16 protein-coding genes and 1 pseudogene are annotated in these 24,819 nt (G+C 63.2%); 11 read left to right on the forward strand and 6 right to left on the reverse strand.

The features are described from left to right. Nucleotides 1–558 precede the first annotated feature (558 nt). The 3 genes and pseudogenes from GA645_RS14130 (at nucleotide 559) to GA645_RS14140 (ending at nucleotide 3,526) form a co-directional block, all read left to right on the forward strand. A complete protein-coding gene (locus GA645_RS14130; RefSeq protein WP_152223648.1) occupies nucleotides 559–741 on the forward strand; it encodes a hypothetical protein in 183 nt (60 codons plus the stop codon). Nucleotides 742–877: 136 nt separating this feature from the next. Next, nucleotides 878–1,897, forward strand: a pseudogene (locus GA645_RS14135) (IS1182 family transposase); the annotation flags it as partial. A gap of 468 nt (nucleotides 1,898–2,365) precedes the next feature. After that, the gene (locus tag GA645_RS14140; protein WP_152223649.1) at nucleotides 2,366–3,526 is read left to right on the forward strand and encodes an OmpA family protein; all 1,161 of its coding nucleotides are present in this window, start codon (nucleotides 2,366–2,368) and stop codon (nucleotides 3,524–3,526) included. 290 nt (nucleotides 3,527–3,816) lie between these two features. On the opposite strand, the gene GA645_RS14145 is transcribed toward GA645_RS14140, so the two are convergent. The 3 genes from GA645_RS14145 to GA645_RS14155 form a co-directional block, all read right to left on the reverse strand. Next, nucleotides 3,817–4,380 (reverse strand): C40 family peptidase, encoded by a 564-nt coding sequence (locus GA645_RS14145; protein ID WP_152223650.1) that lies wholly within the window; start codon nucleotides 4,378–4,380, stop codon nucleotides 3,817–3,819. 358 nt (nucleotides 4,381–4,738) lie between these two features. Then, complete coding sequence (locus GA645_RS29290; RefSeq protein WP_152223651.1) at nucleotides 4,739–4,918, reverse strand: helix-turn-helix domain-containing protein; 180 nt, start codon at nucleotides 4,916–4,918, stop codon at nucleotides 4,739–4,741. A gap of 317 nt (nucleotides 4,919–5,235) precedes the next feature. Continuing rightward, nucleotides 5,236–6,372: an AraC family transcriptional regulator gene (locus GA645_RS14155; RefSeq protein ID WP_152223652.1), complete on the reverse strand. Its 1,137-nt coding sequence runs from the start codon at nucleotides 6,370–6,372 to the stop codon at nucleotides 5,236–5,238. A 336-nt stretch (nucleotides 6,373–6,708) separates the two neighbouring features. On the opposite strand from GA645_RS14155, the gene GA645_RS14160 reads away from it, so the two are divergent. The 8 genes from GA645_RS14160 (at nucleotide 6,709) to GA645_RS14195 (ending at nucleotide 20,256) form a co-directional block, all read left to right on the forward strand. Further along, the gene (locus GA645_RS14160) at nucleotides 6,709–8,118 is read left to right on the forward strand and encodes a DUF1254 domain-containing protein (RefSeq protein WP_152223653.1); all 1,410 of its coding nucleotides are present in this window, start codon (nucleotides 6,709–6,711) and stop codon (nucleotides 8,116–8,118) included. A 263-nt stretch (nucleotides 8,119–8,381) separates the two neighbouring features. After that, entirely contained in the window at nucleotides 8,382–11,033 is a 2,652-nt protein-coding gene (locus GA645_RS14165) for a LuxR C-terminal-related transcriptional regulator (RefSeq protein WP_256676152.1), read from the forward strand. Between the two features lie 308 nt (nucleotides 11,034–11,341). Continuing rightward, nucleotides 11,342–12,490, forward strand: a complete 1,149-nt coding sequence (locus GA645_RS14170) for an acetyl-CoA acetyltransferase (protein WP_152223654.1) — start codon at nucleotides 11,342–11,344, stop codon at nucleotides 12,488–12,490. A 44-nt stretch (nucleotides 12,491–12,534) separates the two neighbouring features. After that, nucleotides 12,535–14,337, forward strand: coding sequence for a DUF1302 domain-containing protein (locus GA645_RS14175; RefSeq protein ID WP_152223655.1), 1,803 nt, complete (start codon nucleotides 12,535–12,537; stop codon nucleotides 14,335–14,337). Nucleotides 14,338–14,360: 23 nt separating this feature from the next. Beyond that, nucleotides 14,361–15,725 carry a DUF1329 domain-containing protein gene (locus tag GA645_RS14180; protein WP_152223656.1) on the forward strand — a complete coding sequence of 455 codons (1,365 nt, stop codon included), beginning with the start codon at nucleotides 14,361–14,363 and terminating at the stop codon, nucleotides 15,723–15,725. A 62-nt stretch (nucleotides 15,726–15,787) separates the two neighbouring features. After that, a complete protein-coding gene (locus GA645_RS14185) occupies nucleotides 15,788–16,864 on the forward strand; it encodes a YCF48-related protein (RefSeq protein ID WP_152223657.1) in 1,077 nt (358 codons plus the stop codon). Between the two features lie 23 nt (nucleotides 16,865–16,887). Further along, nucleotides 16,888–19,290, forward strand: coding sequence for an RND family transporter (locus GA645_RS14190; RefSeq protein WP_152223658.1), 2,403 nt, complete (start codon nucleotides 16,888–16,890; stop codon nucleotides 19,288–19,290). Between the two features lie 132 nt (nucleotides 19,291–19,422). Next, complete coding sequence (locus GA645_RS14195; protein ID WP_218572361.1) at nucleotides 19,423–20,256, forward strand: tyrosine-protein phosphatase; 834 nt, start codon at nucleotides 19,423–19,425, stop codon at nucleotides 20,254–20,256. A gap of 33 nt (nucleotides 20,257–20,289) precedes the next feature. Here the strand turns inward: GA645_RS14195 and GA645_RS14200 are convergent, their stop codons facing one another. From GA645_RS14200 to GA645_RS14210, 3 genes are read right to left on the reverse strand one after another with little or no spacing between them, the layout of a single operon-like run. Continuing rightward, nucleotides 20,290–21,549, reverse strand: a complete 1,260-nt coding sequence (locus GA645_RS14200; RefSeq protein ID WP_152223659.1) for an anaerobic sulfatase maturase — start codon at nucleotides 21,547–21,549, stop codon at nucleotides 20,290–20,292. Between the two features lie 24 nt (nucleotides 21,550–21,573). After that, complete coding sequence (locus tag GA645_RS14205; RefSeq protein ID WP_152223660.1) at nucleotides 21,574–22,407, reverse strand: SDR family NAD(P)-dependent oxidoreductase; 834 nt, start codon at nucleotides 22,405–22,407, stop codon at nucleotides 21,574–21,576. 43 nt (nucleotides 22,408–22,450) lie between these two features. Continuing rightward, a complete protein-coding gene (locus GA645_RS14210; protein ID WP_152223661.1) occupies nucleotides 22,451–24,811 on the reverse strand; it encodes an arylsulfatase in 2,361 nt (786 codons plus the stop codon). Nucleotides 24,812–24,819: the final 8 nt, after the last annotated feature.

A 24,819-nucleotide genomic window follows, 5' to 3' on the forward strand; every position in this document is an offset into this window, starting at 1 on the left:
AACCTGTCCTCCGCATGAGAGGAGAGCGCCCTCTGCCGTTTGTTGTAGACGGCAGAAATTCCATCAATCAACTTGGGAAATTTCTGATTCCACGGCTCTTTAGAGCCTCGTACCTTTACCGCTAGGCCCACGGACTTAGGGCCTGTTTGAGATGGGGAGCCAAAGCCCTCTTGCATCGCCCGCAGCCGGTGCAAGAGGGCTTTTTTATATGGCGTAGAACGCCAACTCGTCATTTGAGCCAGTAAGCACGAGTCCATAACGTGCCCGTTAGTCGTATGGCAGCATGCAGAGGCGGGGTAGGCGAGCAGCCTGGCCGCGACGAATTAAATGGTCGGCGCCCAATTGCGCAATTGCACTTACTTGACCAAGCATTTGCATTGGATCTGACCATCACACGAGTGGCCATGATCGGCAGAGAACGACCCATAACGTGCGTCCCTGAGTGGCTGATTACCTCCTGATGATTACTCCGGTGGATGGGCGGCAGCGATCTCCAACACTCAGTGGCCACTCAAAAAGCGGCTACCCTGAAGTACAGTTCTGTTTTGGGAGGTCTGTATGTCGAGAAAGCGCCGAAAGGACCTGAAGCACCGAATTGCCGAGTTTGAAGCTGACGCCAGGAGGCTGGCTGGTGAGGTAACAGAGATGGAGCGACGCATCATCGCTGTTGGCTTGGAAAGAGGCAAAGAGCTTGAGCCGGTCGGCCGTCTGGCCGGTGCAAATCGACGTCGTTCGATTTGATACTTCTCGCTCTAACTGGGCACCGGATCTCAGGCAAGAGATGCAGGCAGAACGTCTGCTTCTGGCCCAGACCGTGTAAAAACATTGGCATCGACCTTGCTGAGATTTGATGGAGTCAAACTCAGCAGGGCTAGCCATGAAGCGTTTCATCCAGGGAGAACATCGAGGCCACAGCACACTGCTGCCCGAGAGCCTGGATGACTACGTCGCAGACACCAATCCGGTGCGGGTGGTCGATGCGTTCGTCGATGACCTCGACCTCGGCCGACTCGGTTTTGACGGGGTCGTCCCCGCAGAAACGGGCAGACCGGCTTACCATCCTGCCGCCCTGCTGAAGATCTACATCTACGGCTACCTCAACCGCATCCAGTCCAGCCGCCGCCTTGAGCGTGAGGCACAGCGCAACGTCGAGCTGATGTGGCTGACTGGGCGCTTGATGCCGGACTTCAAGACCATCGCCAACTTCCGCAAGGACAACGGCAAAGCCATTCGCGGTGCCTGCCGGCAGTTCGTGGTTCTGTGCCAGCAGCTCGGTCTGTTCGCCGAGGCGTTGGTGGCCATCGACGGCAGCAAGTTCAAGGCGGTCAACAATCGCGACCGCAACTTCACCAGCGCCAAGCTGCAACGGCGGATGGCGGAAATCGAATCCAGCATCAGCCGCTACCTCACCGCGCTGGACACTGCCGATCGGCAAGAGCCTGCGGTGGGGTAGGCCAAGGCCGAACGCTTGCACAACAAGATCGCGGCGCTGAAAGCCAAGATGCAGGAACTCCAGGCCATCGAGACCCAGCTTGAGGCCACCCCAGACAAGCAGAACTCCCTGGCCGATCCTGATGCCCGCTCGATGAAGACGCGCGGCAGCGGCCTGGTTGGCTACAACATGCAGGCAGCAGTCGATACGAAGCATCACCTGATCGTGACGCACGAAGTCACCAACGACGGCGTTGACCGTGACCAACTGAGTGCCATGGCCGCGCAGGCGCGGGAAGGCATGGGCGTCGAGGAACTCTCAGTGGTCGCCGACCGGGGCTATTTCAAGGGCGAGGAAATCCTCGCCTGCCACGAGGCTGGCATCACCGCCTTCGTACCCAAGGCCAAGACCTCGGCCGCCGCAGCGGGTCGCTTTGGCCGCGATGATTTCATCTACGACGCGGCCCACACCCGCTGCGTTTTTACACGGCCTGGGCCGTTCTCTGCCGATCATAGTTTCAGACCGTTCTGGTCAAATCCGATGCAATCGGTAGTCAGAGCGAATGCAAACGGATGGCCAAGTGCAATGCAAATCCGCCCCAGAATTGATTTCAGAATTATCACGGAACTTTTGAGGCAGTTTCCTACTTCGCATGCAGCTCGCATGCCTTATCTTGGCGTTGCAAGTCCATGGAATAGGGCATGCATTGAGATGGAGAAGCTAACCCTCTTACATTGTCCCGTAACCGATGTAAGAGGGTTTTTTCACGATCAGCGCCTTACGAGTCGGGTCTAGTGGCTGTGGACGTCGTTCTGATGCTGTAGCCCGCATGATTCCGGGACTCATAGGGCATTTATCTGCTGCCTGGTAATACGCAGGTCCCGTATCCTTGGATGACCGTGCGTCACCCGAATTAACGGACATGGAAGCCGAATGACGACATTGTTCGAGGAGCGCTTGAGCCTAGGCAGTAATCTCGATGAGTGCCCCGAGTTCGATGCGCTAGGTATGGAACTGGCCAAGCTGAACCACCCAGCACGCCCAGACGTGGACTGGCCATGCGTGGAGCGTTTGTGCTTGACGCTGTTCCGCGAGCACGGTGTGGAGTTGCAGTCGGCCGCCGCGTTCGCGTTGGCCCGCGCCCAATTGCATGGCCTGGAAGGTATGGACGATGGTTTGTGCCTGCTCAATCGACTGTTGATACAAGACGGGGATCGGTTGTGGCCTCCGGCTCTGCCGGCGAGACTGGAAATTCTCACCTGGTTATTCGCTCAATGGCAGCCGCTTTTGCGCCGGCAGGAACTCACCTTCGCGCACGAACCGATACTCCGCAGCCTGGATGGTGGGATGAGACGGCTCAGCGAATGGCTGGAGGGGCAGGCCGGGGCTCCCCTGATGACTCTTCAGGCCCTGCGCAAGCAGCTACAGAGTTCGATTCAGCGTGTAACCTCCCTAACTGAGCGCCAGGTAGCAGCACCAGGCGGGAGAGTGACGTCCAATGCCCGGAAGGCCGTGAGCGCCCCGCCGCATTCGCTGCCATCCGTGGTGGTGCTCAAGTTGGACTCTGCTGATAGCGTACCGCCAGAAGTCAGGAGAAGAGCATTCAGGCCGTGGCTATTGATGATGGTGGTTGTAGCCATGGTGACTGCTTTGTTCTGGGGGATGGAGCGTCTCGGCGGTTTGTCATCGACGCTGAAACCGTCTGCAGAGCTGGAGCCAACAGTTGCCGATCCCGTACAGTTGGACAATCTGCTGTTGTTTGCCCCAGGTAGCGCAGAGCTCAAATCGAGTTCCACCAAAGTGCTAATCAACGGCCTGATCAATATCAAGGCACAGCCTGGCTGGATGATCGTCATCACCGGACACAGCGATTCTTCTGGAAGCTCGGAGCGAAACCTCGAACTTTCGCGCGCTCGCGCAGAAGCGGTGAAGGGTTGGATGCAGCAGATGGGGGATATCCCAGATGACTGTTTCATCGTCCAAGGCAGAGGGGCCGGCGAGCCCATCGCTGATAACGACACCGAGAGCGGGCGTAGGGCTAACCGTCGCGTTCATATCCAACTGATGCCTTTTGCAGGCGCTTGTACACCCTAGACCTTATCGAAATCCCCAGGTTGAATCAGCTTCGCAGATGATTGGGAGCTGACGTCATTGGCGGAAACTAATTTCCGGCGCCTCACCGGTATCCAGCATAGGGCAAGCGGAGGGGTGAAGTGAGCCTGATGTCAGCCCCATACTATCTCCCATAAAGTCAATTATTTGCACGGAGTCCGTTAATGCTCAGCTGTCCGCAAGCTGGATGCGCTGAGTCTGACTGAGAAGCTGAGTAATGAAACGGCCACTCCTGAGACTGTGAGAACTATTGAGCTGCTTCATGGACAGGCTTACCCGCGGAAGCGGCGTGCCGTGGTATAACTACGCTGCCAGTAGCTGTTGTCCATTGAGTCGATGCGCACGGCTTTGCCCCGCCTCGGGGCATGGATGAATCGGCTGTTGCCGACGTACAAACCGACATGGCTTATCCGTCCTTCACCGTTACTATTGAAAAACACGGCATCACCTGGTCGTAGTTCGTCACGGCTGACCTCTTTATGCCGCTGGGCAAGCATTGAGGCGGTGGTCCTAGGCAGTTCGTGGTTCACAATACTGCGATACAGGTAAACAAGCAGGCCGCTGCAGTCAAAGCCTTTGTCCGAGCTATCGCCTCCCCAACGGTAAGGTGTACCAATCAACTCGTGTGCACGGCTGACGATGCGCTGCGTATCGATAGGATGCAGTGCATCCTTCGACGGGCGACGCTTCACAGAGCTCGACAGGCCATCATCAGTCGTCAATGCGGCAGGCTTGTATTTGCGCCATGACGGCACGCCGAGATCGTCGGCAAATGCGGTGCCGGCTGTGCTTATGGCACAGAGCCAGAGTAAAGGAATCCATCGGACAGGACGCATGTTGATGTACCTAGGGGCAAGCCGTTAAAGCGGAGGCATCCTAAGGTTGTCCGTAAGCAATGGGTGTAAGGAAAGTGCCGCAGGCGTGTAGGAAAATTCCATGCTAGATGAGCGGTCGACGAGCCAAGGCAGGCCAAGAATGGACTGGGGAAACAGGGAAGGGGCGTATGTAGTGCTGCGGATTGCCGGCCGGGTCTGGGAGTCAGACGGTACAACTAAACTGTGCTCCTGTCGAAGCAGCTCTGCTCCAAATCTTGTAGCGTAAGCCCTGCCGCTTAACAGCCGTGTGTAGTTATTGCTCGGTAGACTTAAGCTCCCATAGAGTCAAATCGCATCCCACTCAACTTGAATAGAAATCTCATGTCGACTTCAAGGTGTTCGATGGACGCTCTGTGAATGCTCTGCGGTAGTCCATTGCGAAATTACCGAGATTGCTGAACCTAGATTGTGAGGCGACTGCCTCCACGGTTATGCCGGGCAAGGCGTGTAACAGCATCTGGCGCGCATGGCGAAGGCGTACCTGCTTAACGAAGCCCATCGGAGAGCAACCGCAGCTTCTCCTGAATGATTAGAACAAACTGCGAACACTGACATTTGGAGGTCGTGTGCAAGGGCGCCGACACCGAGCTGGAGAACGCGTCTTAGGTGATGGCCACGAAGGATGCCAAACCTATAATTAGATGGCCGAGCATGGGCCCTGGCCAAGTCGATTCTGGCGCTGCAGTGCAAGCAATAAGTCGGATGGTCGGATGGCACCTGGCCCTTTCCAGCCAGGTGCCCTGTTTCAAGTCCCTCTCCGCCACCAGGTCCGCCCGAACTGGTTAACTCCTGATGGGCCGGTCTGCTCTCGTCGATCTACTCAACCCCTTGCGATGCGTTTCTCCACTGCTGCGGCGATGACCCGGTCCAGGTTCTGAACGCGCGGGAGAATGCATTCGGGTCCTGGTACTGCAGTGACTGGGCAATCAGAGACACGGGCAGGTTCGTATTAGTCAGGAGTTGGAAGGCGAGGCTCTGCCGTGAGGCGGTGACCAGTTGCTGAAGATGAGTTCCTTCGGCCTCCAGGCGTCGATGCAGCGTCCGTATGTGCAAGCCGACCCGGTTGGCGATCTGTTCGGACCGGGCCTTGCCCGCTAGTAACAGGGTGGGAAGCTGATGGCTGATCCGGTCCGAGATAGTCAGGCCATCGGCGGCTGCAAAGGCGCCGAGCAGCGACTGGTGCAGCCGCGGATCCGCAGTTCCGAGCCGTTGCCCCAGCTGTTGGTTGATGATCACAAATCCCGACACGTTTGCGTTGAACCGCACGGGGCAGCGGAAGGCTCGCGGATAGGCCGCGGAGTCGGATGGCTTGCGATAGGCCAGCTGCACCCTTACGGGCGTCCAGGTGGGGCTGAGCAGTTCCCGCATGATCTGCAGGCCGATCATCACTGCCGTATCGATGAGCGGTTTGGGGGCTGCCAGATCGTGGCGGTGAATCACATAGCCGAACAGGCTGAATTGCTCTGAGAGGGGGAGCAGCATCAGTGCTGAACCCCGATCATGCAATTGCGCGTGCATGACAAGGTCGTGTAAGGCATCGCCGACCGTGGCGGCCGAGTGCATGAGCTGGGCCACGGGGCCCAGGTAGTCGAGGCTGACGCGTCGGCCTACCAGCATTCCCAGATGGGGACATTGCGTATGTCCCATGGCGATCGAGAAGAGGCGGGCGGTTTCGACGTAGTCTAGGCGCTGTTCCTGGTCGTTGAGGAATCTGCTCAGGTCGATATCCGCGGCAGCGAATACGCGATGCGGATTGCCGCCCAGCGAGGCGATGACCTGCGGAAGTGCCTTCACGGGCCCCGTGCTGACCTCGTTGGGATTGCAACCTGGCAAGGCGAAATCAAGGACACCCTGGCCTGAGCGCTCACGCGGGACGACGACCTCCGCCGCGTCGTGATCGGCGGCGACGCTCTCATGGAGTACCGTTGGAGAGTCGGCAGTAGCGGGACGCACGGAGTGCCTCTGTCTGCTCTTGTTCGTATGGACCGGGATGTTACACCCACGGGGGCCGCGTGGGTGTCCGAAATTGCAAGATGCATTTCCGGCGGCTGCAGTAGAGTCGGCCCATCTTTTTATCCAGCGCGGCTCCCGTAGCCAATTGACCTAGGTCCGTTTTTCAGGCGTCCATAGCTTGCCGATCAGCAGAAAGCGAGTGCTTCGGGGCGGTGATTCTGGCAACGATGGCTAACCTCTCTGCGGTGGCACTTCGCCTGCCGCAACGGTGACGCTGCCCGAGCTGCGAAGGATCACGATGCATACAGGTCAATCTCATAGCCAAGGAGAATGCATATGAGAGTCATGTCAACGGCCATGCTGGCTTCCGCCATCAGCCTCAGCCAGGTTGGCTACTCGTCGGCCAGCGATCAGGAAGAGCTACTGCAGATCGCCAAAGACGCCTATGTCTATGGTTACTCGCTGATCACCACCGAGGTCACGCGAGTGCAGATGTCCAACGTGGACAAGGTGAGCAACATGCACGCGCCCATGGGGCAGTTTGCCAATGTGAAGCGCTATCCACCGGCAGATTATCGCGGTGTGTCTGCACCTAACGCCGATACCCTGTATTCGGCTGCCTGGGTGGACCTGAGTGAACCGCAGGTCTTCAGCCAGCCCAATATGGGCAAGCGCTATTACCTGATGCCGATGTACAACCTTTGGATGGACATCTTCGATTCCCCCGGCGCGCGCACCACCGGCGATGCCGCGGCGAATTACCTGCTGACCGGGCCGGGTTGGGAAGGCAAGGTGCCAGAGGGCATGACGCAGATAAATTCGGCTACGCGCAAGATGTTGATTCTTGGCCGGACCTACGCCAATGGCACCGATCAGGATTACGCAGCGGTAAATGACTTGCAGGGGCAGCTCAAGCTCACCCCGCTCTCGGCCTGGGGTAAGCCTTATACGCCCAAGGCGCCCGCCGTGGACCCGAACCCGGGCTTCAGTATGACCGACAAGCCGCAGGAAGTGATCCTGGCCATGGGCACCGAGGGCTACTTCAACAAGCTTGCCGACCTGATGTGCAAGGACGCGCCACCGGCCGCTGCGGACGCGCCCATGCTGGCCCGCATGGCCAAGCTTGGTATCGAGCCTTGCAAGCCGTTCAAGCTCACCAATCTGGACCCGGCCCTGCAGGCCAAGCTGGCTGATCTGCCGCAGGTCGCCCTGAAGGAAATCGGTGCGAACCAATCCACGCTGGGTCGTCAAGTCAAAGGCTGGACCTTCACCTCGGGCCTTGGCGTGTACGGTACCGACTACATGAAGCGCGCCGTGGTTGCAGCCTTTGGCTGGCCAGCGAACCTGGAAAAGGACGCGGTTTATCCTTACACCCTGGTCGACAGCACCGGCCAGAAGCTCGAGGGCCAGAACAAATACACGCTGACCTTCGCCAAGGGCCAGACGCCTCCGGCGAACGGCTTCTGGTCCATCACCATGTACCAGATCGACCAGGGCTGGTGGTTCGTGCCGAACCCGCTGAACAAGTTCACCGTCAGCGCCCGCAACAATCTGCACTACAACGCCGACGGCTCGCTGACCCTGTACTTCCAGCACGAGTCTCCCGGCAAGGACAAGGAAGCCAACTGGCTGCCTGCGCCCAAGGGTGAGTTCATCCCGATGATGCGGATGTACTGGCCGAAGGAAAGTGGCCTCTCCATCCTGGATGGCACCTGGACTCCGCCGCAGATCTACAAGGTGGAGTAGTGCCCCGAAGCAGGCCCCGCTGCGCATGCAGTGGGGCCTGTGCAATACCCCGGATCGCAAGGTCGCAGGTCCTTGCGATTCTCTTCTTGCTCCCATCCGCTGCTCGCCCATCCAAAGTTTGCCGCGCCATTGGCTATCCTCCTGGTGACCTGCGAGAAGGCTGTCTGCCGTCAGCGATGACGGCTTGGCCGAGCGTCATTGCCTGGAGCAAAGCTGAAAGGCACAGAAGCATCTGCCTGTCCGAGGCACTACAAGTGGAAAGAATGAAGCCTGAACTGGTACTCAAGACGACGCCGCCGAGGAGTCACAAGGCGGCCTACCGACGTGAGCGCTTGAGCCTGGAGATGGATGAGCTGGCCTTACGCACGGCCATCTCGGTTCACGCGCCAGCGGGCTTTGGCAAAACCTGGTTGCTGTCCCAGTGGCGGCGGGAACTCCTCTCGCGCGGCGCGGTGGTCGCCTGGCTGACCGTGGATGCCCGTGACGACGGCCTGAACTTCGTCCAGGGGCTGTGCGCGGCGATGGTGGTGGCCAGCGGTCGGCCGGCTTTCGCCGGTTCGTCCAGCCAGTTTATGAACCGTTCCGATGCCTTGGCGGAGCTGACGGAATGGCTGGCGGAGGTGGCGGACCTAGGGGGCGACGTGGCGCTCATGCTCGACGAGGTCGACGTGCTGCCGGACTCCACCGTTCGCGTGGCCCTGACCTACCTGCTGCGCAACGCACCGGCGAATCTGCGCGTGCTGATGGCTTCGCGCCGGCGGCTCAACCTGCAGACCTCCGAGCTGCAAGCGCGGGGGATTTTCCTTGGCCTGGGCCTTGAGCATCTGCGTTTCCGTGTCGATGAAACGATCGCGGTGCTTGGCAACCGTTTCGGCGAAGGTCTCGACATCGATCTTAAGGTGGTTCTGCACGAGCTCACAGAGGGCTGGCCACTCGGGTTGCAACTGGCGATTGCCGCTATCGAAAGGAGCGCTGCGCCGGACCTCGCAATCCAGGATCTCAAGGCTTGCACCGGCGACATCCAGCGCTACTTCGTCGACAGTCTGGTCGCGACGTTGCAGCCGGAGCAGGTCGACTTTCTCACGTGCATCGCCTTGCCGGAAAACCTGCACCCCGACCTGTGTGTCGCCTTGATCGACGACCCGCGTGCCGGGAAGTGGATGGCCGATTTGTGCGCCAGCATGCCGATCTTCTCCGAGGGCCTGGGTAGCGACTGGGTGCGTATCCATCCGCTGGCGCGCGAGTTCCTCCAGCAACGGATTGCCAGGTTGCCTCAGCCGTGGCGCTTCGAGTTGCACGAACGGGCAGCATCATGGCTGGAGTCGCGCGGTTTTTTCGAAGAGGCTGCGCGTCATTACCTGTGTGCCGAGCAACCTGCGCAGGCCTACGGCATGATCGAGCAATGCCTGTATGAAATCATGCTGCGCGGGCAGTTTGGCCGGGTGATCGAATGGGTGGGAGAGCTGCCCGCCGAGGAGGTGGAGTCACGTCCTCGCATGTGCCTGGCTGCGGCGTGGGCACTGGCGATGAGCGATCGCTCGGGGGAGGCCAGGCGACTGGTGGCCAGGCTCCAGGCCGATCCTTCAATCGACGAGGCGGCCATGTGCGAGGCGGCGGCCATCGTGTCTGCCGCGGCGTATTTTTCCGATCATCCCGACGAGTCCCAAGCCATCATCAACCGCTGGGCTGCGTCCCCACCCAAGGATGCCGTCAAGGTGCAGGCCATCGTGGCCAACAGCAAGGCTCGCCTGGCCCTGTTCCGCGGCCAGCCTGAAATTGCTCGTCGTATCTGTCGCAAGGCGCCTCGTTACAGCTGGACCGAGGGGCTGGATGCCATTCAGGGGTTTGCCGAGTGGGTAATCGGTGTCACTTATCACTGGGAGGGCCGGATGCTGCCGGCACTGGAATCGTTGCGCAATTCCTTGCATCGCGCCGAGCAGGACATCGGTCGTCGCAGCTCGGTGGCGACCCTTCTGGCCTGTCCATTGGCGGCGGTACTGCTGGAGCGCAATGAGCTCAGCGAAGCGGCCACGGTGTTGGCCAACAGGCTGGATGTGGTCGAGTGCCTGGCCAGCCCTGATGCCATCGTTTACGGCTTCGTCACGGCGGCGCGCCTGGCCGGACTGCAGGGGCAGGCGCACCGGAGCAACGATCTGCTGGAGGCGCTCCATGCCCTCGGCGAGGAGCGAAACATTCCTCGCTTCTGCATCGTTTCCCTTGGCGAGCAGATTCGCCTGCACGCGCTGCAGGGCAGGGTGGATACCTGCCAGACACTGTGGCGACGGGTCGAGGCGGTGACTCCCCCGTGCGTCGATGATCCCGACAGTCTGCTGGGGCCGGAGTTGCGTCTGCAGGTGGGGCTCGCACGCGCCTATCTGTTGCTGGCGAAACTGGACTGGTCCGAGCTGCAGGTATGCGCAGAGGATCTTCATGAACTCGCGAGCCGGATGCAGCGTGGCCGTGAGCGGGTTCAGGCGTTGTTGTTCAAGGCTCTGGCGCTGCGCGAGACGGAGGGCGATGGTCTGGCCAGCCTGCAGGAGGCGCACAGTCTGGCGCAGGAATTCGGAATGTGCCGCATCCTGGCCGACACCCACCCGCTACTGGCTCGCTGGCATCTGTCCGTGGAGAGTTCCGGAGCTGCGGCTGCCGCGCCCAAGGGCCTAGTGACGGAGCCCGCGGCTCGTGCGCCCGTGGCCAAAGTGGCACCCAGCAGGCTGCTGACACCCAAGGAGCAGGAGATCCTGCAACTGCTGGCCCGCAACCTCACCAACAAGCAGATCGCGCTTGCCCTCAACGTCGGTGAGGAGACGGTCAAATGGCATCTGAAGAATCTCTTCGGCAAGTTCCAGGCGGGCACACGCCGGCATGTGGTGGACCGTGCCTACATGCTTGGCATCCTGGAGCTGGAACACTAACCGTGTCTCAATCTCGCTCCGTGAACCCCTGAGCAGCAAGCCAGTCCTTGGCTGTTTCGCAGGCTCGCAGGAGCCTGCTCCCAATCCCAAATCCCACCCGCAGGCCCGTTGCCTCTGCGCCGTGACTCACTGACTTTCAGCGATCCGCCAGCGCACGCCCATTGGGGCGAGTGTGCCTTTCTCAGCCCATCCGCAGGTGCCCCCCCAGGCGTTGGGGGGGGAATCCTCGCCTTCCGAGAATACTTTCCCTCAACAGATTTCGAACCTGACGGGAGCCTCCCCGCGGGTCGTTGACTAGGAAAGCAAGCATGCCGGAACGAGTTCTGATCATAGGGGTTGGAGTAACGCCTTTCTCTGCGCCGCGCGCCGGCACTCCCTTGCTCGATCTCGTTGGGCGGGCAGCGCGAATGGCCCTTGAGGATGCTGGAATCGACGGGGACCTGGTTGACCAGGTCTTCATGTCAAGCGCAAACAGCGGCGTTGGGGTTTGCGAACAGTTGCTGGCGCAGACGGGCCTGGCCGGCCTGCCCATGTTCTGCATACGCGATGGGGGGGCATCCGCCAGTGCGGCGGTGCACCTCGCGCGCAACAGCATCCTGGCGGGGGAGGCGGAGGCGATTCTGGTCCTTGGCTTCGAGGACCTGCAGACGGGCTTTTCGAAGCAGAAGTTCTTCGGCCTGGACGGCTTCCCTCACGCAGAGCAGGGCGAGCTGATTCGGCCCGGCACCCCACTGGCCGTGATTGCGCAACGTGAGCACCCGGCGGCCCTGTATGCCGCGCAGATGAACTGGCTGCAGGTGCGCCTGGGGCTCACCGAGCTGTGTTTCGAGCGAGTCCTGGATCGGGCTCGTGCCCAGGCCCGCCTCAACCCGGGCGTCTGCACAGACACACTCGAGCGGGGGGCATGGTTTCCGCCCTACCTGAGCCCGCCTGCCCATGGCGCAGCGGCGGTGCTGCTGTGCTCGGAGGCCTTCGCCGCCCGATATGGCTTGCGCGGTGGGGTGGGCATCCTGACCTGCACGCGGGTTGGCGAACCGGTTTGCGAACTGGCCGATGGCAATCCGCTCGACCTTCTGGGGCGCTCCGCGACACGGCGCGCTGCCGAGCAGGCCTGCGCGCAGGCTGGGATCGGCGTGGAGGACCTCGACGTGATCGAACTGCACGACCAGAGCGTGGGGGACTTCCTGGTCTCCAGCGCCGCGCTCGGTCTGTGCGAGGAGGAGGGGATGGCCGGGTTTGCGCTTCGCGCCCAGACCAGGCCCGCCGTCTGCCCATCGGGTGGACTGCTTGGATGCGGCTACGTGCCCGGGGCGAGCCCGCTGGCGCAGTTGGCGGAGCTGGTTCACCAGCTCCGTGGTGAGGCTGGAGATCGACAGGTACCGGGGGCGCGCACTGGCCTTCAGCACAGCGCCGCGGTCGGGCGCTCGGTCACGGTGGCGATTCTCCAGCGCCTTTGAAGTCTTGCTTGCAACAACGTCACAACAACTCAACGAGGATGACGATGAAGAATAAGAACAATAAATCCTGTCACCACCTACCGCCGAGCCTGCTGGCATCGGCCGTGCTGGTCGGTCTTGGGATCATGCCTGCGCACGCTTTCGATTTCGACACGGGCGTGGAGGACCTCCAGGTACGCTTCGACAACACGGTCAAGCTGAACTACGCGCAGCGCGTGGAGAGTGCTAACTCCAAGCTGGCGAATGCCTGGAACAACAACGACGGCAACCGCAACTTCTCGGCGGGCAGCCCGGTCTCCCAGCGTGTCGACGTGCTGCACGAGCTCGACGTGGTCTACCGCCGCCAGTACGGCTTCCGGGTGAGCGGCAACACCTGGTACGACCATGCCTACGACAAGGTCGGCAGCTACAACCCGGCGACCAACCAGCTGCAGGACGGCATGCCCGATTCGCACCGCCTGAGCAGCTACGCGGAGCGTTACTACAACGGGCCGTCCTCGGAATTTCTCGATGCCTTCGTGTTCGGCAGCATGGATATCGGCGAGGAGTCGCTGCTCAGTGCCAAGGCGGGGAGCCACACCCAGTACTGGGGCGAGAGCATCCTGGCCTTCGCCCATGGCAACAGCTACGGGCAGTCCGGCCTGGACATCGCCAAGGCCCTGGCGGTGCCCGGCACCGAGGCCAAGGAGCTGTTCATCCCGCGCGACCAGATTTCGCTCAACTTCACGCTGAACCCCGAGCTGTCCTTCGGCGCCCAATACTTCCTCGGCTGGGATGCCTCGCGCCTGCCTGAGTCCGGCACCTACCTGGGCTTCAACGATGCCATCCAGCATGGGAGCGACGATCTCTCGCTGATTGCCCAGCCCAATCCCATCTACGGCCTGGTCCCCGGCGCCCCGCAGTTCCTGCGCCTCACCGGCGGGCATACCTTCACGCCCGACAAGAGCGGCGATTACGGCGTGATGCTCAAGTGGAGCCCGGAGTGGCTCGACGGCACCTTCGGACTGTACTACCGCAAGACCTCCGACATCCTGCCGAACCTCGTCCTGCAACCGACGGCCGTGGGCATGCCGCAACTGATGTCGGGCGTCGTCGGCGGCTACAATCAGTTCTACGTCGACGACATCGACATCTACGGCATCAGCCTGTCCAAGAGCATCGCCGGCGTCAGCGTCGGCATGGACTTGAACTACCGCGAGAACATGCCGCTGCTCAGCGTCCCGGCCACCGTCAATCCGAGCGCTCCGGCGGGCACTCCGGGCGTCATCGGCAGCTTCGACGGCGACAACGGCGTCGCCCGCGGCAAGACGGTCCACGCGGTGGTCAACGGCCTGACCACCTTCGCCAACACCCCGGCATGGGACAGCGCTTCGCTGCTGGTGGAACTTGCCTACAGCCGCTGGCTGGACGTGACGGACAACAAGCAGCTGTTCAAGGGCGAGGACTGGTACCGCGGCGTTGACAAGGTCACCCGCGACAACTATGTCCTGGGCGTCAACTTCACGCCCACCTGGTACCAGGTCTTCCCAAGCGTCGACCTATATCTGCCGGCCACCTACAACGTGGGCCTCAACGGCAATTCCGCCGTGCAACTGGGGGGCAACGAGGACACCGGCAGCTATTCCGTCGGCATCGGCGCCGACGTGCGCAACCAGTACCGCTTCGACCTGAAGTACGTGGACAACTTCGGCCCGTTCGACACCTGCGGGTCGCCGGTCGACGGCGCCACCCCGGGCGCCAACGGCAAGTACAACTGCACGCCGGGCCAGACCACCGCCTTCGCGGGCGTGCCGGCCCAGCTCAAGGACCGTGGCATGGTCACCTTCACCTTCAAGACAACCTTCTGACCTGCGTATCCAGGAGAACAGAAATGGCCCTTATCAAATCCCTGATGGCCAGCGCGATGTCGCTCGCCATGGTCGCGGTCGCCCAGGCCGCCGTTTCGCCGGAACAGGCTGCCAAGCTCGGTCAGAGCCTTACCCCGGTGGGCGCCGAACAGGCCGGCAGTGCCGACGGTGAGATTCCCGCTTACAGCGGCGGCCTGACCACCCCGCCAGCGGGTTACCAGGCCGGCAGCTCGATGCGCGCGGACCCCTTCGCGAGCGAGAAAACACGGCTGGTGATCGACGGCAAGAATGCAGCCCAATATGCGGACAAGCTCACCGCCTCGACCCGCGAGCTGCTCAAGCGCTACCCGTCCTTCCACCTGGACGTGTACCCCACCCACCGCACCGTGGCGCTGCCGCAGCGCCTGCTGGACAACACCCGCAAGAATGCCATCGCGGCCCGCACCACGGGCGAAGGGCTGGCGCTGGAAAACGTCCTGCCGGGCGTGCCGTTCCCGATCCCCGGCAGTGGCTACGAGGCCATGTGGAACCACCTGTTGCGCTACCAGGGTTTCGCGATCAACTCCAAGTACGACTCGTGGAACGTCGACTCGTCGGGCAACGCCACCCTGGCGACCACGGGCGACGCCTACCTGGAGTACCCGCTGTTTGATCCCAAGCGCAACGACGTTGCCGCCGCGCCCGAGGACATCTACTTCAAGACCAAGCTCTACTACCAGGGCCCGGCGCGCCGCGCGGGCGAGGCCATCCTGCTGGTCGACGGGGTGAACCCGCTGGAGAAGGCCCGGCGCGGCTGGCAATACCTGCCCGGTCAGCGTCGCGTGAAGCTGGCGCCGGATATCGCCTACGACACCCCGAACCCCGGCTCCGCAGGCAGCTCCACCTATGACGACGCCTGGGTCTTCAACGGCGCGATGGACCGTTTCGACTTCAAGCTGGTGGGCAAGAAGGAGATGTACGTTCCGTACAACACCTACAAGCTGAACTACCACGCCAAGGCGGCCGACATCACCACGCCCAATCACGTCAACCCCGACCTGATGCGCTGGGAGCTGCACCGTGTGTGGGTGGTCGAGGCGACGCTCAAGCCGGGCAAGCGCCACATCTACAGCAAGCGCACCTTTTACATCGACGAGGACAGCTGGATCGCCCTGGCTTCGGACGAGTACGACGCCCGTGGCCAGCTCTACCGTGGCGGCTTCGCCCACATGGCCTACAGCTACGACGCGCAGGCGCCGAACTCGGACAACCACATGATTTACGACTTCGCCTCCGGCAGTTACAACATCACGGGTGTCTACGGCCCCTACGGCGGCGTGAAGTACATCGAGCCGCTCTCCAAGGCTCAGTGGGCCCCCGAATCCCTGGCTGGAGCCGGTATCCGCTGATAGCAGCGCCGCGCCATCGGAGTGCCTCGCGGTGCTCCGATGGCCACGTACGAGATCAACGCATGAGCATTTCCAAATGGGTCCTGTTGGCCGCCCTCGCGGCGGCGCTGTGTGCGCCGTTCTGCCGTCCGGTGGCGGCGCAGGGCTTCGTCGATGTCCTGGATACCCCCGCGCAGATGAGTCCCCTCGCGCAGCACGGCCTGCTGGTGGGGGTGACCCGTGCCGGCGAGCGCCTGGTGGCGGTCGGACAGCGCGGGCACATTCTCTACTCCGATAACGGCGGTGAGCGTTGGCAGCAGGCCAGCGTGCCGGTCAGCTCGGACCTGGTGGCCGTGCACTTCCCCTCGGCCAGCCAGGGCTGGGCGGTGGGCCACGACGGCGTGGTGCTGCACAGCAGCGATGGCGGCGTGACCTGGGAGCGGCAGTTCGACGGCCGCCAGGTCGGCCCGGCCATGCTCCGCCACTACCAGCCCCTAGCGCAGCGCGCGCCGGACGACGAGCGCCTGGCGACCCTGGTGGGCGAAGCCCAGCGGATGACGGAGGAGGGCGCCGACAAGCCGTTCCTCGATGTCTGGTTCGAGAACGAACGGGTCGGTTACATCGTCGGCGCGTTCAACCTGATCTTCCGCACCGAGGATGGCGGGCGCACCTGGACCCCCTGGATGGAACACACCGACAACCCCAGTGCGCTCAATCTCTATGCCATCCGGCCGGTTGGTGACGAGCTCTATATCGTCGGCGAGCAGGGCCTGCTGCTGAAGCTCAATCACGCCACGGGACGTTTCGAGGCCAGGCCCACGCCCTATAGCGGCAGCTTCTTCGGCATCCTCGGCAAGCCCGGCGTGGCGCTGGTCTACGGCCTGCGCGGCAACGTCTACCGCAGCATGGATGGCGGCGAGAACTGGAGCCAGGTCCAGACCGGCCTGCCGGTGAGCATCACCGCCGGCACCGAGCTGGCCGATGGCCGACTCGCGTTGTTCAGCCAGGCCGGCCACCTGCTGGTCAGCAGCGATGGCGGCAGCAGCTTCCAGTTGCAACCGCAGCCGGCCATGGCGCCGGTCGCCGGCGCCCAGTCCGCCGGCGCGAAAGGCCTGGTGCTGGTTGGCACCCGCGGCGTGCGTCAGTTGCCCGTCCAATGATCCCGAACCCGGAGAGATAGCCAATGGGTAATTACGAGCACGACAGCATGCCGGTGGTACGGGAGCTGCGGGGCTTTGACGCGCGTTCGGGTAACCTGCTGGAACGCATCATCTTCAACAACCGCCTGGTGGTGGTGCTGGTCTGCGCCCTGATCACCCTGGTACTCGGCTACGCGGCGGCCACCCGCCTGAGCCTGACCGCCAGCTTCGAGAAGATGCTGCCGCAGAGCCAGCCTTTCATCCGCAACTACCTGGACAACCGCGACTCCCTGCGCGGCCTGGGCAATGCCGTGCGGGTGGTGGTGGAGAACACCCGCGGCGACATCTTCGACCCGGCCTACCTGCAAGCGCTACGGGAGATCAACGACGAGCTATTCGTGACGCCCGGCGTCGACCGCGCCTGGATGAAGTCGTTGTGGACGCCGGCGGTACGCTGGACGGAGGTGACCGAAGAGGGCTTCCAGGGCGGGCCGGTGATGCCGGATTCCTACGATGGCTCGTCGGCCAGCGTCGAACAGCTGCGCATGAACATTGCCCGCTCCGGCATCGTCGGCAGCCTGGTCGGCAACAACTTCCGCTCCAGCATGATCTTCGTGCCGCTGCTGGAGAAGGACCCGGTCACCGGCCAGGCCATCGACTACCATGCCTTCTCCAAGGTCCTGGAGGAGAAGCTCAGGGCCAAGTACGAGGCCGCAAACGACGGGGCGCTCAAGGTCCGCGTGATCGGCTTCGCCAAGCTCATCGGCGACCTGCTCGACGGCCTGCTGCAGGTCATGGCGTACTTCGCCGCCGCCGCGGTGATCGCCGCGCTCATCATCTATGCCTACACCCGCTGCGTGCGCAGCACCACGCTGGTGATCTGCTGTTCCCTGGTGGCGGTGGTCTGGCAGCTGGGGCTGGTCACGCTGCTGGGCTATTCGCTCGACCCGTTCTCGATCCTGGTGCCGTTCCTGGTGTTCGCCATCGGTGTGTCCCACGGCGCGCAGAAAATGAACGGCATCATGCAGGACGTGGGGCGCGGCACTCACCAGCTGGTGGCCGCGCGCTACACCTTCCGCCGCCTGTTCCTGGCCGGGCTTACCGCACTGATGGCCGACGCCGTGGGCTTCGCGGTACTGATGCTGATCGACATCCCGGTCATCCAGGACCTGGCCATCACCGCCAGCGTCGGCGTGGCGGTGCTGATCTTCACCAACCTGGTGTTGCTGCCGGTGCTGCTCTCCTATTGCGGCGTCAGCCCGCGTGCCGCCGCGCGCAGCCTGCAGCACGAGCGCGAGGAAGTGCGCGGCAAGGGCCTGGGCGCAGTCTGGAGCTTGCTGGACCGCTTCACCGAGCGGCGCTGGGCGACCGTGACCCTGCTGGTGGCCAGCGCGCTGGCCGTGGGTGGCTTCCTCGTCAGCCTGCACCTGAAGATCGGCGACCTCGACCCCGGCGCTCCGGAGCTGCGGGCCGACTCGCGCTACAACCTGGACAATGCCTACATCACCGCCAACTACTCGCTGTCCAGCGACCTGTTCGCGGTGATGCTGAAGACCCCCAAGGAAGGCTGCCTGAAGTATGAAAGCCTGATTGAGGCCGACCGGCTGGGCTGGCTGCTGCAGCAGCAGACGGGCGTGCAGACCACCGTCTCGCTGGTCAACGCGGTGCGGCAGATCACGGCGGGCTCCTACGAGGGCAACCCGAAGTGGCTGACCATCGCGCGCAACCAGAACGTGCTGAACTACGGTGCCCAGCAGGCGTCGGTGAACAACCCTGAGCTGTTCAACACCGACTGCTCGATGATGCCCATCGTGGCCTACCTGGCCGATCACAAGGCCGAGACCCTGGATCACATGGTCAAGGTGGCCGAAGGCTTCGTGCGCGAGCACAGCACCGACCAGCGGCAGTTCATGCTGGTCGCCGGCAGCGCGGGGATCGAGGCCGCCACCAATATCGTGGTGCGCGAGGCCAACCGGATCATGCTGCTGTACGTCTATGCCGCGGTGATCCTGCTGTGCTTCGTGACCTTCCGCAGCTGGCGCGCGGTGCTGGTGGCAGTGTTGCCGCTGATGCTCACCTCGATCCTCTGCGAGGCGCTGATGGTCTGGCTGGGCATGGGGGTGAAGGTCGCCACGCTGCCGGTGATCGCGCTGGGTGTTGGCATCGGTGTCGACTACGCGCTCTACCTGCTCAGCGTGCAGCTGGCCCAGCAGCGCGCCGGCGTACCGCTGGCCGCCGCCTACCGCAATGCGGTGGCCTTCACCGGCAAGGTGGTCGCGCTGGTGGGTGTGACCCTGGCCGCCGGCGTGGTGACCTGGGCCTGGTCGCCGATCAAGTTCCAGGCCGACATGGGCATCCTGCTGACCTTCATGTTCCTCTGGAACATGATCGGCGCCCTGGTGCTGATTCCGGCGCTGTCGCACTTCCTGCTGAGAAAGGCCCCCTGACCCCGGGGCCTGCCAATGACTCCGGGGAGCGCGAGACCTTCGTCGGCTCCCCGGTCATTTCGAGGAACCGGAGCATGCACCGGGAATCGAATCTGGTGGATACTCTCCCGGCATAACCTCGAGAGAGTACCTATGGCCGAAGAGATCGCATCCCTGTTGTCAGTTGCCGCCCCTACCGCGCTTGCGCAGGCGGAGGGCGTTGGTACAGCGGCTCTCACCGGCACGGCCCTGCCGTTGGAGAACATCCATAACCTGCGCGACCTCGGTGGTCTGCAAAGCCGGGATGGCCGGCGTGTACGTACGGGCCGGCTGTTTCGCAGCGCCAATCCGGGCCTGGCCAGCCAGGCCGATATCGCACGACTGCAAACCCTTGGCCTCGACCGGGTGATCGATTTTCGCGCCCCTCAGGAAAAGTCCGCTGAAGAGGGCGGATTCGCCGACAGCTTCGATTGGCTGGCCCTTCCCGTGCAGGAAGGCAGCATCAGCCTTCAGGAGCTGTTGCCGAGACTGCAAGGCGGCACGCGGCAGGACATGGATGACTTCATGCTGCAGGCCTATCGCGATTTTCCGGTCAGGTACCAGGCTGCCTTCGCCGCATTCATGAAGGAGGCCGAAGCCGGCCGGACCTTGCTCTACCACTGCAGTACCGGCAAGGATCGGACGGGCTTTGCGACCCTGCTGCTATTGTCGGCGTTCGAGGTGGCTCCGGAGGTGATCCTGGCCAACTACCTGGAATCGAATCACTGGAATCAGCGACTCATCCAGGGCCTGCTTGCGCGCCTGGCGCCTCTGGGTATCGCCGCCGAGGTGGCGATGCCCTTGCTGGAGGTTCGGGCTGGTTATCTTCAGGCGTCGATGCAGACCATCGAGCAGGAGTGGGGCAGTACTGCGGACTTCCTGCGCAAGGCGCTGTCGGTGGACGTCGAGTGCCTGCAGGCCAATTATCTCGAGGAAGGCGCCGGCTGACGGCGGCGTTGGCCGGCGTGCCCTTGCAGCGCCTTACAGCTTGATCAGCAGCGGGCCATGGAACGCCTGCATGATCAGCTCGGCGGGTTGGCCGTGGGCGACCAGCTTGGCCATGGCATTGAGGTACGGCGTGATGTGGCGGAAGTAGCGCTTGTAGCTCGCGCACAGGTAGTTGAGCCCGGGCGCGCCATCCGGTGTTTCGATGAAGCGGTTCTTCGGGCATTCCCCATTGCAGGCGAACAGGTAGTCGCATCGGCGGCAGTAGTCCGGCAGTGCCTCTTCCTTCGCCGCGCCGAATGCCTCCTGTGCGGGGGAGGCCAGTAGCGCGGCCGGGTCCTGCTCGGTGACGTTGCCCAGGCGGTACTCCGGGTACATGTAGTGGTCGCAGGAGTACAGGCTGCCGTCATGCTCGACTATCGCCGCCTTGCCGCAGCGCGGCGCGAACAGGCAGACGCTGGCCGGTAGCTGGCACCAAGCGGCCAGGGCCCACTCGAAGTTCATCACGTGGACGGTGCCGACATCCTGGCGCACCCATTCATCGAAGATGGCGACGAGAAACTCCCCGTAGGCCTCGGTCTCCACGCTTTGCGGCGTCACCTTTGCGGCGGGTGCCTGAACATCTCGCAGGCGTAGCTCGGGCGGGGTGGCGAAGTGTTGCCCACGGGCCATGTCAGGGGCTGTTGGAGCGCGCTCGACGACCGGGTTGAACTGGATATGCCGGGCACCAGCCTCCTTGAGGAAGCGGTAGACCTCCAGGGGGTATCGCGTGGTCTCGCGGGCCACGGTGACCAGCACGTTGTAGGGGATCGCGTACTGCTGCAACAGACGCAGTCCCCGCAGGGTGTTGTCGAAGCTGGAGCGGCCGCGTTTGTCCGGCCGGTGCAGGTCATTCAGCTCTCGTGGACCGTCGAGGCTGATGCCGACCGTAAAATTCTCCTTTGCCAGGAAACTGCCCCAGGCATCGTCCAGCAGCGTGCCATTGGTCTGCAGGGTGTTGCGGATCGCCTTGCCCGTGGCGAATTCCCGTTGATAGGCCAGGGCGCGCTGGAAGAACTCCACGCCCAGCAGCGTGGGCTCGCCACCCTGCCAGGTGAACTCCACTTCAGGGCTGTTCTGACTGGCGATGTAGCGCTGCACAAAGGCCCGCAGCACCTCGTCCGACATGCGAAAACGATTGTCCCGGGGGTGGAACTGCTCCTTCTCTAGGTAGAAGCAGTAATCGCAGTCGAGGTTACACATCGGCCCGACGGGCTTGGCCATCAGGTGCATGCCTTGAAGCTGGGTCTCGTTCATGGAGTTTGCGACCGGGTTGGGAGATCAGAGATAACCGATCTTGCGCGCATCGTTGAGCACGATGCGCCGCAGCAGGCCGACCGAGATGCGCCGGAGCTGGAAGATCAGGCGGGCGAAGGGGCCGACCAGTACCAGGTCGCGTCCTTCCTGTACCGCCCGGACCATGCTCCGGGCCACCTGGTCCGGGCTGCAGCCCTTGCGCTGGTAGTAGTCCTGTAGCCGGGCGATCTGCTCGCTGCCCACCGATGGGGCGATGTTCCCGTGGATGGCCACGATCGGCGTGTTGATCACCCCGGGGCAGACGGTGGTGACCTGGACCTGGGTATCGCTCAGCTCCATCTTCAACACTTCGCTCAGGCCGTAGACGGCATGCTTGGACGCGGCATAGGCGGCCATGCTGGGGGAGGGGAAGAGAGCCGCCGCCGAGGCCACGTTGATCACCTGGCGCGGGCCGTCAGCCTCGATCATGTGCGGGATGAAGCTGTAGCAGCCATGCACCACGCCCATCAGGTTGATGTTCATGACGCGCTGCCAGTGCTTCAGATCGCTGTCCAGGAAGCGTCCCAGGTAACCGACGCCGGCGTTGTTGATCAGCACGTCGAGCGCGCCGTGGTTGAAACGCACCTGGGCTGCCAGTTCCGCCATGGCGACGGCATCGGTGACGTCCGTGCAGTAGGTGACGCAGGTTCCGCCGGCGCTCACCAGTTGTTGGCGCAGCGCTTCCAGGCCCTGGGCGTCGATGTCGCACAGCAGCAGCGTGGCGCCGTGGCGGGCGAACGCCAGCGCCGTGGCGCGGCCGATGCCGGAGGCGGCTCCGGTGATCAGGACTGTTTTGTTGCTCAGGTCGGCAATAGCCATGGTCGTCTCCGCGGGCCGCACGGCGTGCGGCCCTTGAGTCTGGTCAGGGGAGGTAGCTGATGTGCAGGTCCTGCACCTTGCCGTTGAGGGCGAAGGGCGCGCGCTCGAAGTAATCCAGCGATACCGGCGAGCCCAGGTCCTCCGCGACATCGAAGGTTTCGCTGGCGGTGAAGGTCAGCGGCGGCGAGAAGGGCGTGACGCCGGTGGCCACTTCCTCACCGTTGACTTTCAGCGTCAGCTTCACCGGCGAACCGGGCTTGGCGTCGGTCGGCTCCGTGAGCACTTCGATCTGCGCGTCCCCGGCGGCCAGGGGGCGTTCGGAGCGCAACTTGATGCGGGCGATGGCCAGGTCGTTGTACTCGTAGTTCACATGCCCCTCGTCCAGGTAGAGCGTCACCCCACCGCCGATGCCGCCGAGCGCGTAGATCACGCCGCTGGCCTTGTCGGGCAGCTGGATGTTGGCGCGGACGCTGCTGTGGCGGCTGCGCAGGTTGGGCGCGGCAAACTCCGGCAGGCGGTTGACCCGCTCGTTGAAATGCCATTCCTTGCGGTCGCCACGGGCGAGCACGGACGGGTTGAGGAAGGGATACAGGCCCGCACCGATGGGGTAGACGTGGTTGGCCTTGGCCTGCACATCGAACTCTGTCTTGAGTTCGGCGAGCTTCTCCGGGAATTTCTCCGAGAGGTCGTTCGCCTGGGAGTAGTCGTTGCTGAGGTCGTACAGCGCCCAGTGGTCGTTCTGCGGATTCCAGCCCATGAACTGAGAGAAGCCCTGCACCCAGGGTTTGCGCGGGCCGAACACCGAGGCTATCCAGCCGTCCTTGTAGATGCCACGGCTGCCGAGCACCTCGAAGTACTGCGCCGGCTTGCGCGACTCGGCCTGGGCATCGGCAAAGGTGTAGCGCAGGCTGACCCCGTCCAGCGGGTCCTGGGCCACGCCGTTGACCGATTTAGGCGGGGTGATGCCGAGGATGTCGTAGACGGTCGGGGCGATATCGTTCACGTGGTGGAACTGCTTTCGCACCGCCTTATCCGCGCTGATGCCCTTGGGCCAGGAAATGGCCAGCGGGGTGCGCGTGCCGCCGAAGTAGCCGGCCACCAGCTTGGTGCCGGGGAAGGGGCCGGAGCCCGCCCAGGCCCAGGCGGCGTTGTACATGCTTTCGAGCTTGGCGCCGCCCAGTGCCGGCAGTCCGCCGTACATGCCGTCGAGCACCTTCAGCTGCTGTTCCTTGGGAACCGGGATGCCGTTCTGGGCGAGCAGCTCGTTGATGGTGCCTTCCATGCCCTCCGCCGATGCGCCGTTGTCGCCGAACACGTAGAAGATCAGGGTGTTGTCGCGTTTTCCCTCCTGTTCGAGTTCATCCAGGATCTTGCCGGCCTGGGTGTCGGCATGCTCCATGAAGCCGGCATAGACCTCCATCAGGCGGGCCTGGTAGCGCTTCTGCTCGGGGCTCAGGCTGTCCCACGCGGGGAGTTCGGCCGGGCGCGGCGTGAGCTGGGCGTTCTGCGGAATGAAGCCGAGCGCCTTCTGGCGCTTGAAGGTTTCCTCGCGGTAGCTGTCCCAGCCGGAGTCGAACTTGCCCTTGTACTTGTCCGCCCACTGCGCGTTGACCTGGTGCGGGCCGTGCACGGCGCCGGGCGCCCAGTAGAGGAAGAAGGGCTTGGAGGGGGCGAAGTTCTGGTGGTCCTGCAGCCAGTCGATGGCCTGCTCGGCGAGGTCTTCGCTCAGGTGGTAGCCGGGCTTGCGCGGCGGCTCGATCGGCGTGGTGTTGCGATAGAGGCGCGGCTCGTACTGGGAGGTCTCGCCGGCGAGGAAACCGTAGAAGTATTCGAACCCGTAGCCGGTTGGCCAGGTGTCGAAAGGCCCGGCCGCAGTGGTGTCGCGGGTGGGCGTGTTGTGCCACTTGCCGAAGGCTGCGGTGCTGTAACCGTAGTCCTTGAGCACCTCGGCGATGGTCGCCGAGCTCTTGGGGATTTCGCCGGTATAGCCGTCCCAGTCGGTGGCCAGCTCAGCGATGACGCCATTGCCGACGCGATGGTGGTTGCGCCCGGTGAGCAGCGCCGCGCGCGTGGCGGAGCTGATTGCGGTGGTGTGGAAGGCGTTGTAGCGGATGCCGCTGTCGGCGACCCGGCTCAGGGTCGGCGTATGGATGCCGCCGCCGACGGTGTCCGCCTGCGCGAAGCCGGCGTCATCGAGCATGATCACCAGGATGTTCGGCGCGTCCTTGGGCAGGTGCGACGGCGCCTGCCGTTGCTGGTGCCTGGATTCCTGCAGGGTCGGCTTGGCATCGCTGGCCGAGGGAGTAGGAGGGAAAGGCAGGCTGTCCTGGGCTGTCGCGACTGGGCTGCCGAGCAGCGCCCCAACAGCGACGGCAAGCTCCCCTGCACCGGGTTTCTTGATCATGTGGGCTG

The sequence above is a fragment of the Pseudomonas sp. SCB32 genome (assembly GCF_009189165.1).
Taxonomy (GTDB): Bacteria; Pseudomonadota; Gammaproteobacteria; order Pseudomonadales; family Pseudomonadaceae; genus Pseudomonas.

Bases quoted from the DNA above. Each gene is read 5' to 3' on its own strand.
- GA645_RS14190 (WP_152223658.1), top strand. From the start codon at position 16,888: ATGGGTAATTACGAGCACGACAGCATGCCGGTGGTACGGGAGCTGCGG.
- GA645_RS14145 (WP_152223650.1), bottom strand. From the start codon at position 4,380: ATGCGTCCTGTCCGATGGATTCCTTTACTCTGGCTCTGTGCCATAAGC.
- GA645_RS14205 (WP_152223660.1), bottom strand. From the start codon at position 22,407: ATGGCTATTGCCGACCTGAGCAACAAAACAGTCCTGATCACCGGAGCC.
- GA645_RS14195 (WP_218572361.1), top strand. From the start codon at position 19,423: ATGGCCGAAGAGATCGCATCCCTGTTGTCAGTTGCCGCCCCTACCGCG.
- GA645_RS14185 (WP_152223657.1), top strand. From the start codon at position 15,788: ATGAGCATTTCCAAATGGGTCCTGTTGGCCGCCCTCGCGGCGGCGCTG.
- GA645_RS14210 (WP_152223661.1), bottom strand. From the start codon at position 24,811: ATGATCAAGAAACCCGGTGCAGGGGAGCTTGCCGTCGCTGTTGGGGCG.
- GA645_RS14175 (WP_152223655.1), top strand. From the start codon at position 12,535: ATGAAGAATAAGAACAATAAATCCTGTCACCACCTACCGCCGAGCCTG.
- GA645_RS14180 (WP_152223656.1), top strand. From the start codon at position 14,361: ATGGCCCTTATCAAATCCCTGATGGCCAGCGCGATGTCGCTCGCCATG.
- GA645_RS14165 (WP_256676152.1), top strand. From the start codon at position 8,382: ATGAAGCCTGAACTGGTACTCAAGACGACGCCGCCGAGGAGTCACAAG.
- GA645_RS14170 (WP_152223654.1), top strand. From the start codon at position 11,342: ATGCCGGAACGAGTTCTGATCATAGGGGTTGGAGTAACGCCTTTCTCT.
- GA645_RS14130 (WP_152223648.1), top strand. From the start codon at position 559: ATGTCGAGAAAGCGCCGAAAGGACCTGAAGCACCGAATTGCCGAGTTT.
- GA645_RS14140 (WP_152223649.1), top strand. From the start codon at position 2,366: ATGACGACATTGTTCGAGGAGCGCTTGAGCCTAGGCAGTAATCTCGAT.
- GA645_RS14160 (WP_152223653.1), top strand. From the start codon at position 6,709: ATGAGAGTCATGTCAACGGCCATGCTGGCTTCCGCCATCAGCCTCAGC.
- GA645_RS14200 (WP_152223659.1), bottom strand. From the start codon at position 21,549: ATGAACGAGACCCAGCTTCAAGGCATGCACCTGATGGCCAAGCCCGTC.
- GA645_RS29290 (WP_152223651.1), bottom strand. From the start codon at position 4,918: ATGGGCTTCGTTAAGCAGGTACGCCTTCGCCATGCGCGCCAGATGCTG.